Genomic DNA, 9,319 nt, shown 5'->3' with positions numbered 1-9,319 from the left:
CCCCAACAGCGCAACCCGTGAAATTCCTTTCGGCAGGGAACTATACATTGAAAGGGATGACTTCATGGAAAATCCTCCCAAGAAATTTTTCCGCCTTTTCCCCGGAGGCATGGTGCGCCTCAAACATGCCTATATCATCAAGTGCGATGAAGTGGTGAAAGATGAAGCCGGGCAAATTACCGAGTTGCGTTGTACTTATATCCCGGAAAGCAAGAGCGGCAATGATACTTCCGGTATCAATGTAAAAGGAACCCTGCACTGGGTGTCGGCCAACAACAATGTTACCGCCGAAGTACGCCTCTACGACCGGCTATTCAAAGTAGAAGACCCCAGCAGCGAAGAAGGTGATTTCAAAGATTATATTAACCCCAATTCGCTGGACGTGGTTGCAACCGTTTACGCAGAGCCGGCATTGAAGAATGCCCGCATGGACGATCGCTACCAGTTTTTGCGCAAAGGATATTTTACACTGGATACGAAAGATACTTACGGTAGGCTGGTGTTCAACCGCACCGTTACGCTCAAGGACGGATGGGCCAAAGAGCAGAAAAAAAGCTCCTGATGGAGTTCACATGAAGAAAGAGAAAACGCCGCATCAAATGCGGCGTTTTCATTTTATACAAGTATTGTAAGTTTAACTGGTACATCGGAAGCGATGGGTAAAAGTCCGCAAGAGAAACTGGTCTTGTTCCCGAATTGCCTACATGGCCTAAGGTCATACCAATCTTTTCCCAATCATATTCATCTGCGGCCCCGTTTTTACATGTGGCCCCGGATAATTCCCCTAATCTCCCCATCGTACAACTTGCGAAGTTGCTGGTGAACTCCAGGGGCAAGCGGTGCCAGTGCTGATGCCAGCATATTGCTGTGCACCTGCGCTACTTTGGAAGCACCGGGTATGACAGTAGTTACCTGCGGGTGATCGAGGATCCAGCGAATGGCCCAGGAGGCGGTACGGTCGTCTGGCAGCATGGAGGCAATACGTTGCGCCAGTTCTACACCCTTGTCGAAGGGTACCCCCGAAAAGGTTTCGCCTGCATTGAAAGCCTTGCCTTCTGCATTAAAATTGCGGTGGTCGGTAGGTGCAAAGGTGGTAGCCTTGCTGAATTTGCCCGACAGCAGCCCGCTGGCAAGCGGCACCCGGATGATGAGGGCCACACCCTTGGCCGCAGCCTTTTCAAAAACCTCTTCTGCAACATGCTGGCGGAACAGGTTGAAAATAATTTGCAGGGAGGCAAGACCTTCCTGCTCCAGGCAGATCAGGGCCTCTTCTGAAGTTTCAACGCTGGCGCCAAAATGTTTGATCAATCCTTCCTGTTGCAACTGGCGCAGGTGGTCGAACACTTTGCCTTCGCGCATGGTTTCGGTGGGAATGCAGTGCAGTTGTTCCAGGAACAACTGGTCCTGTTGCAGGTGGCGCAGACTGTCCTGAACGGCGCTGCGCATGTGGTTGAGCGTGAAGTTTTGCGGCCACCCATTTGCGCCATCACCGCGGCGGCCAAGTTTGCTGGCCACATACAGGGGCTCGGAACGGGTTTGCAAAAATCGACCAATCACCGTCTCGGAAATGCCCATACCGTACACATCGGCAGTGTCGATAAAATTGCCACCTGCATCCACATATGCATTAAGGATGGCAAAAGCCGTTTCATCTGAAACATTGCCCCAGTCGGCACTGCCCAGCTGCCAGGTGCCCAGGCCTACTTCTGATATTTGTTCGCCTTGAAAAGAGCGGTATTTCATGTTGGTATTTTTTGGTGGGCAATGATAGGAAATATTGGATAATGGCGTTCTTTTCATGGGCAATAGCCATTTGCTATTGTTGATCAGGCTCTTGTGTGGGATCCTATTTCTTTGCTGTAGCAGTCTTTCTGCAGGCTGCTTGCTGCTGCTGGCATAGATTTTTCTTCCATAACCGCATAAAAAAAGCAGTATGAAAAAAAACATTTTAGCCGCAGCCCTTTTTGCCAGCACCACAATGATGTGGGCCTGTGGCGGTAACGACAAGAAAGATGGTGGCACCATGACCACCGGCGAAAACACGATGGTAGATAGTACGGCCACAACACCAGCCGCCGGAGGCGCTGCTACAGGTGCTGCCCTGGATACCATGAGCCAGAATTTTGCCATGACAGCCGCTAGCAGCGATATGCTGGAAATCCAATCGAGCAATATGGCTATGCAAAACGGCAACAGCGACCGGGTTAAAAACTTTGCTACCACCATGATCCGGGACCATGGCACCACCAGCACCCAGCTCAAAACTATTGCGAGCAACAAAGGCATTACCCTGCCTACCGACCTGATGCCGCCTCATAAGGCTATGCTCGACCAATTGCAGGGCAAAACAGGAAAAGATTTTGATAAGGCTTATGCCGCCATGCAGGTAACTGCACACCAGGCAGCCGTTGACCTGTTTCAACGTGCATCAAACGGTGCTACTGATGCCGACCTGAAGAACTTTGCTACCCAGCATTTACCCCATTTGCGTATGCACCTCGATTCGGCCCAAGCCATAAACAGGTAACAGGAGCTAAGCATACTTTACATAAAAAAAGCACCGAATATCACGGTGCTTTTTTTATGGTGAAGAATCTTTGTCCCTTTTTGTGTGACAGGCAATAATTGGGTTCTGCTTATAACTACGGGTTATTTATGGGTGGATTACAAAAGCAATTAATAGGATTGTTAAACAAAGCGTTAACAAAATTGAAAATGGCTTTGTATAATTTCGGGGCACGTTACAACTGCTTACCCGAAACCTTTGCAATACATGACCTTAACCAAATGGATATGGACACCTGCCAAACTGATTATGCTCTTCGGCATAATGTTGTGGTCTGTGGTTGTGCATGCAAATGAGGGGTCAAAAAAAGCCGGCAGCAGTATCATCCCTTCTTATGCCGCAGTTTACCAAAAGCTGCAGCAAGACGATGTCACTGGCCAGGATGCAGGTTACCACAGCGTAGATCATCACCGGTCTTATACATTTCAGCACAATTTCGAGCGCAAGCGCAAAACACGTTTTCTCTTAAGACAGCTGCAACAACACCAGGCTGTTCGTAAAAGCTCTAATAAGCCATTCAATTTTGCGATACCACCTGCTGCCGACCCCGATCATGAACCGGCGCCGGATGATGAGTGGCATACCCGCCCGCCTTATTACGTATTTCTCTTCAGGCTTTCTCCTTTTTAATGTAGCATTTCTTTTTCCGGCTCATCGCGCATGGTGTTTTGCCATGCCCTTAACCGTGTAGGCAGGCGGCACCTGGCTTCACCCCCAACAACCATATATTCCCCTGCTGCAATTTGCCTTCAAGGCACTGCACCTGCGTGATGAGCCGGAACTCCTTTCTGTGCCAACTCCTTTTCATTTGGTTTAATACACACATACAATGAAGCTAACGCTACACGCATTTGCATTACCCTTAATAGGCGTATACTTGTCCGCCTGCTCGCTCAACAGCCAGGAAAATAAAAATGATGAAAAACCCAAGTTGCCGGTAACACAGGTATTGGCTAAAGATACCCTGTTGCACAAAGCCTATGTGGCTGATATCGAAGCGGTGAAAAACGTGGAGATCCGCAACCGTGTTACCGGCTTTCTTGATAAAATCATGGTGGACGAAGGCCAGTACGTAAAAGCCGGGCAAACCCTATTTGTACTGAGCAGCAAAGAGTACCAAACCGAAGTAGCCAAAGCAAAGGCTGCGCTGAGTAACGCCTTTGCCGAAGCAAAGACCGCCGAAGTAGAATTACAGAGAGTGGGTACCCTGGTGGAGAAAAAAGTTGTGTCACCGTCGGAACTGGAGATGGCAAAGGCAAAGATGGAAGCCCAAAGGGCCAAGATAGCAGAAGCCCGCTCGGTGCTCACCGATGCACAAACCCGGCTTTCCTACACCGTGGTGCGGGCACCATTTACCGGCATCATCAACCGCATACCCTTGAAAACAGGCAGCCTGGTAGCAGAGGGTAGCCTGCTTACTACCGTTTCCGACATCAACTGGGTATACACTTATTTCCATATTTCGGAAGATGAATACCTCAATTACCTGAATGCTAAAAAGGCAAACAGGAGCCATAGAAATACGGTTGAACTAACACTGGCCAATGGCAAAGCTTACCCGCATGAAGGAACCATTGAAACAATTGCCTCAGAGTTTGATGAAAGCACCGGCTCCATTGCTTTCAGGGCCAGGTTTCCCAACCCCGAAAACCTGCTGAAGCATGGTGCTACAGGTAAGGTGAACCTGGAAACATCGGTGGAAAAAGCCTTGCTGCTGCCACAGAAATCGGTATTTGAAATCCAGGACAAGAACTATGTATATGTAGTTGATAAAGACAACAAGGTGCGGATGAGAAGTTTTGTACCCCGTACCCGCTTGTCGCACTTTTATATTGTGCAGTCTGGTTTGAAGGAAGGAGAACGTATTGTTTTTGAAGGCGTGCAAAGCCTTCGCGATGGGATGGAGATCATTCCACAGCCCATGGCTGGAGCGGCAGTAGCACAAGCGTTGTAAACAGGTGGCAAATATTGCTGGCTTTCTCCCAACCGTATCCGCAATGATGGTTGGATAGCAATTGTCCGGCACGTATTCAGTTACGGGCTCCTGTTACACTTGCTTGATGCTGCTATTTGCCTGCACGCCTGGTGACATGCATTTTTCTTTAATTCCAAACCTTCCCCATGCTTGAAACTTTTATCAGGCGACCAATACTGTCGCTTGTGATTTCTTTATTTATAACCCTGTTGGGTGTGTTGGCACTTTTTCAATTGCCCATAACCCAGTTTCCCGATATCGTACCGCCATCGGTGATGGTGACGGCAAAATACACCGGTGCCAACGCAGAAGTATGTGCCAAAGCCGTTGCTACGCCTTTGGAAAGAGCCATCAACGGCGTGCCTGGCATGACCTATATGCAGTCGGTGACCTCGAATAATGGTACCACCCTGATCCAGATTTTTTTTAAAGCAGGCATGGACCCCGACCAGGCTGCGGTTAACGTTCAAAACAGGGTGATGACCATCCTAGATGAATTGCCTGAGGAAGTGATCAAAGCCGGAGTGACCACCGAAAAAGAAGTGAACTCCATGCTCATGTACCTCAACATCATGAGCGATGATCCATCAGCGGACGAAAAGTTCGTGTACAATTTTACCGATATCAATATCCTGCAGGAGCTGAAGCGTATTGAAGGTGTTGGCTTTGCCGAGATCATGGGCGCCAAGGATTATTCGATGAGGGTTTGGCTTAAGCCAGACCGCATGATGGCCTATAATGTTTCGGCTGATGAAATTACGGCTGCTATAAGAGCGCAAAATATTGAAGCTGCACCCGGCAAAACCGGGGAAAGTTCGGATAAAGACCCGCAGGTACTGCAGTATGTGTTGCGTTATACCGGCAAGTTCATCGAGCCCGATCAGTATGGCCATATTGTGATCCGGGCAAATGAAGACGGATCGGTGTTGAAATTAAACGATGTGGCTGATGTGGAGTTTGGATCCTTCAGCTATGCAATGGTGAGTAAAACCGATGGCCGCCCGTCGGCATCCATCATGATGAAACAACGGCCCGGTTCCAATGCCCGGGAAGTTATCGCCAATGTAAAACTGCGGATGAAGGAGCTGCAGGAAACCTCATTTCCGCCGGGTATGAAGTTCAATATTAACTACGATGTGTCGCGTTTCCTGGATGCATCCATCAGCGAAGTGATCCGTACCCTTATTGAAGCGTTCATCCTGGTGTTCATTGTCGTGTTCATCTTCCTGCAGGATTTCAGGTCCACGTTGATTCCCGCCCTGGCGGTGCCTGTGGCATTGGTCGGGACCCTCTTTTTCATGCAAATGCTGGGTTTCTCCATCAACCTGCTCACCCTTTTTGCACTGGTGCTGGCCATAGGTATTGTAGTGGACAATGCCATCGTTGTGGTGGAGGCGGTGCATGTAAAAATGAGTGAACAGCACATGCCACCGCAGCAGGCTACACTGGCAGCCATGAAGGAAATCAGTGGGGCCATCGTTGCTATTACCCTGGTGATGTCGGCAGTGTTTGTTCCAGTTGCCTTTATAGATGGCCCGGTGGGTATTTTTTACCGCCAGTTTTCCCTTACCATGGCCATTTCCATTGTCATTTCGGGCATCAATGCGGTAACTCTTACGCCCGCATTGTGCGCCATCCTGCTGCGCAACAACCATGGACAAACGAAAAAGGGCTTCCTGCAACGGTTCTTTGGTGGGTTCAATAAAGTATATGGCCGAACGGAAGCAGGTTATGCATCCCTGGTGCGCCGCCTTGCAGGCCGAAGGCTGATCACCCTGGCCATGCTGATAGCATTTTTCCTGGGTACCTGGGGCATTTCGCAGTTCCTTCCTTCCGGTTTTATTCCTACTGAGGACCAGGGGATGATTTATGTAAACGTTACCACCCCTGCAGGTGCCACAGTAGAGCGCACCGAAAAGGTGCTGGACGCAATCCAGGCTGCTACAAAGGATATTGCGGCAGTAGAGTCCATGTCCACCCTTGCTGGTTATAGCCTGGTGAACGATGTTCCGGGTGCATCTTATGGTATGGGCATGATCAACCTGAAACCCTGGGATGACCGAAAAGAGTCGGTGAATGATATCATTAAATTATTGGAGGAAAAATCCCGTGGTATCAGCGATGCTACCATCCAGTTTTTTCCACCACCAACGGTGCCCGGCTTTGGCAATGCCAGCGGCTTTGAGTTGCGGGTGCTGGATAAAACAGGCAGCGGCAACCTGCAACAAACTGCATCGGTAAGCAATAAGTTTATAGAGGCCATCAACAATACGCCTGAAGTGGCGGGTGCCTTCTCTTCTTTTGACCCCAACTTTCCCCAATACCTGATCCATGTGGACCAGGAGATGGCAGCCAAAAAAGGTGTGACCGTCGACAATGCAATGGGAACACTTCAAACCCTCATGGGTAGCTATTATGCCTCTAACTTCATCCGGTTTGGCCAGATGTATAAAGTCATGCTCCAGGCGGCTCCCGAATACCGGGTCAAGCCCGAAGACCTGCTGAAGTTGTTTGTAAAGAATGACCGGGGAGCAATGGTGCCGTTCTCCACCTTTATCAAGCTGGAACGGGTATATGGCCCCGAGCAACTGACCCGCTATAACATGTATACTTCTGCCATGATCACCGGTGATGCCGCACCGGGATTCAGTTCGGGGCAGGCGATTGATGCGGTTCAAAAGGTTGCAAAGGATGTGCTGCCGCGTGGCTTTGACTACGAATTTTCGGGTATGACCCGCGAGCAGATCATATCGGGCAACCAGGCCATTTATATTTTTATCATCTGCCTGGTGTTTGTTTACCTGCTGCTGGCGGCCCAGTATGAAAGTTTCCTGTTGCCTTTGCCAGTGATCCTGAGTTTGCCTACAGGTATTTTCGGCGCCTTTTTCTTCCTCAAAATATTGGGTTTGGAAAACAACATCTACGCACAGGTAGCGCTGGTAATGCTGATTGGCTTATTGGGTAAAAACGCCATCCTGATCGTGGAGTTTGCTATCCAGCGGCGAAAGGAAGGTGCCAGCATTATGCGGGCGGCTATTGAAGGTTCCGCATCCCGGCTGCGGCCTATCCTGATGACCTCCTTTGCTTTTATTGCCGGACTTATCCCTTTGATGATTGCCAGCGGGGCAGGGGCCATGGGCAACCGTTCCATTGGTACGGCAGCAGCCGGAGGCATGCTCATAGGCACCGTATTCGGGTTGTTGTTGATACCGGGATTGTATGTTTTGTTTGAAAGTATAGAAAGAGGCAGCGGTAAAAAGAGCGGCCAATGGATGAACACAAAAAAGGAGGTAATTACCGATGCAACTATATAAAAGCAATGACCGAAATAAATGGATGCCCTTTTGCTTGGGTGCTGTAACCCTGGTAATTTCGGCAGCTACCGGCTGTGCTCCAATGAAGGAGGTACAGCCCGCTGCAACACCCGCCTTGCCCCAGCATTTTGCAGCACCGGCAGATTCAACCAGTATTGCCGACCGCACTTATAAAGAACTTTTATCTGATCCCAACTTACAGCAACTTCTGGATTCGGCACTGCGCCGTAACTGGGATGTACTTGCCGCCCTGCAAAGGGTAGAGCAGGCAAACGCTAACTACCTTCAGACAAGAGGAGCACTGCGGCCCAGGGTGCAGGGGGTGGCAGCGGCAGGGGTAGATAAATTTGGCGATTATACTATGAATGGCGTTGGCAATTATGATCTGAACAAATCGCCCAATATCTCTGCTGATCAAAAAGTGCCAGCGCCTTTTATGCCCGACTTTTTTGTGGGTGTACGCAGCAGTTGGGAAATAGATATTTGGGGGCGGCTGCGGAACCTGAAAGAGGCGGCCCTGTTGCGGGTATTACAAAGCCAGCGTGGTGTGCAATGGCTGCGCACCCAATTGGTGGCGGAGGTATCAGGACGCTATTACGAGTTGCTTGCGCTGGATAGCCAAAGAGAAATCCTGCGTAAGAATATCCAGTTGCAACAGGAAGCTTTACAGGTGGTGGAAGCCCAGAAAGAAGGGGGGCGTGCTACAGAGTTGGCAGTTCAGCAGTTCAAAGCACAACTGTTGCGAACCCAGGCCCTGGATGCCGGCGTTAAACAACAGGTAGTAGCAATAGAAAATGAAATCAACCTGCTTTGCGGCCGGACTCCGCAAAGCATCCTGCGGGGAAATTCACTAATGGTGCAACAAGTACCGGCCAGCCTGAAAGCGGGTCTGCCTTCAGCCATGCTCCTGAGACGACCGGATATACAACAGGCAGAGCTGGAACTGAGGGCTCTTGAAGCAGACCTGTTGGCAGCCAGGAAGGCCTTTTTGCCTGCCCTTACCCTTACACCATACATTGGATTCAATGCTTTTACAGCTGCACGGTTGTTGGATCCAACTTCCCTGGCTGCTGGTGCTTTGGCAGGATTGTCGGCGCCGATTTTCAACAGGGCCGCAATAAAAGGTGATTATAACCGCGTGGCCGCAGCACGTACCGAAGCCCTGCTGCAATACCAGAAAACAGCTACTACGGCCTTTACGGAAGTGGTTACCAGCATCAGTGAAATCAGCAACCTGGAGCAGCAGTTTACCATCAAGCAACAGGAGACACAGGTGCTGGAAAGTGCGGTTGGTACAGCCAAAGACCTTTACCTGTCGGGTTATGCCACCTATTTGGAAGTTATCACTGCACAGCGAAATGTTGTTGAAGCCGAGTTGGAACTGGCTACTACCAAACGTAACCAGTTTCTGGCAGTAGTTAATCTTTACCGCGCTTTAGGCGGAGGTTGGAACTAGTTATTGTT

At 49.8% G+C, this 9,319-nt stretch carries 6 protein-coding genes and 1 pseudogene; 6 read left to right on the top strand and 1 reads right to left on the bottom strand.

Going from position 1 to position 9,319, the window contains the following annotated elements; all coding sequences use genetic code 11:
* Positions 1-562: pseudogene (locus BUE76_RS25160) on the top strand (glutamine--tRNA ligase); the annotation flags it as partial.
* A gap of 197 nt (positions 563-759) precedes the next feature.
* Here the strand turns inward: BUE76_RS25160 and BUE76_RS14960 are convergent.
* Complete coding sequence (locus BUE76_RS14960; RefSeq protein WP_073041574.1) at positions 760-1,743, bottom strand: aldo/keto reductase; 984 nt, start codon at positions 1,741-1,743, stop codon at positions 760-762.
* Between the two features lie 190 nt (positions 1,744-1,933).
* Between BUE76_RS14960 and BUE76_RS14955 the strand changes: the two genes are divergently transcribed.
* The 5 genes from BUE76_RS14955 to BUE76_RS14935 all read left to right on the top strand — a co-directional run bounded on the left by BUE76_RS14955 (position 1,934) and on the right by BUE76_RS14935 (position 9,311).
* Positions 1,934-2,527 (top strand): DUF4142 domain-containing protein, encoded by a 594-nt coding sequence (locus tag BUE76_RS14955; protein WP_073041296.1) that lies wholly within the window; start codon positions 1,934-1,936, stop codon positions 2,525-2,527.
* A 246-nt stretch (positions 2,528-2,773) separates the two neighbouring features.
* A complete protein-coding gene (locus BUE76_RS14950; RefSeq protein WP_073041294.1) occupies positions 2,774-3,196 on the top strand; it encodes a hypothetical protein in 423 nt (140 codons plus the stop codon).
* Positions 3,197-3,395: 199 nt separating this feature from the next.
* Complete coding sequence (locus BUE76_RS14945) at positions 3,396-4,520, top strand: efflux RND transporter periplasmic adaptor subunit (protein ID WP_073041292.1); 1,125 nt, start codon at positions 3,396-3,398, stop codon at positions 4,518-4,520.
* Positions 4,521-4,687: 167 nt separating this feature from the next.
* A complete protein-coding gene (locus BUE76_RS14940; RefSeq protein ID WP_073041289.1) occupies positions 4,688-7,855 on the top strand; it encodes an efflux RND transporter permease subunit in 3,168 nt (1,055 codons plus the stop codon).
* Complete coding sequence (locus BUE76_RS14935; RefSeq protein ID WP_216820667.1) at positions 7,842-9,311, top strand: TolC family protein; 1,470 nt, start codon at positions 7,842-7,844, stop codon at positions 9,309-9,311. The genes BUE76_RS14940 and BUE76_RS14935 overlap by 14 nt, the downstream gene beginning before the upstream one ends.
* The last annotated feature ends 8 nt before the right edge of the window (positions 9,312-9,319 follow it).

It is taken from the genome of Cnuella takakiae (assembly GCF_001953305.1).
Taxonomy (GTDB): domain Bacteria; phylum Bacteroidota; class Bacteroidia; order Chitinophagales; family Chitinophagaceae; genus Flavisolibacter; species Flavisolibacter takakiae.
This window is presented reverse-complemented; position numbering and strand designations above follow the sequence as displayed.

Coding starts and splice junctions, on each gene's coding strand:
- BUE76_RS14960 (WP_073041574.1), bottom strand. CDS start 1,743: ATGAAATACCGCTCTTTTCAAGGCGAACAAATATCAGAAGTAGGCCTG.
- BUE76_RS14955 (WP_073041296.1), top strand. CDS start 1,934: ATGAAAAAAAACATTTTAGCCGCAGCCCTTTTTGCCAGCACCACAATG.
- BUE76_RS14950 (WP_073041294.1), top strand. CDS start 2,774: ATGACCTTAACCAAATGGATATGGACACCTGCCAAACTGATTATGCTC.
- BUE76_RS14945 (WP_073041292.1), top strand. CDS start 3,396: ATGAAGCTAACGCTACACGCATTTGCATTACCCTTAATAGGCGTATAC.
- BUE76_RS14940 (WP_073041289.1), top strand. CDS start 4,688: ATGCTTGAAACTTTTATCAGGCGACCAATACTGTCGCTTGTGATTTCT.
- BUE76_RS14935 (WP_216820667.1), top strand. CDS start 7,842: ATGCAACTATATAAAAGCAATGACCGAAATAAATGGATGCCCTTTTGC.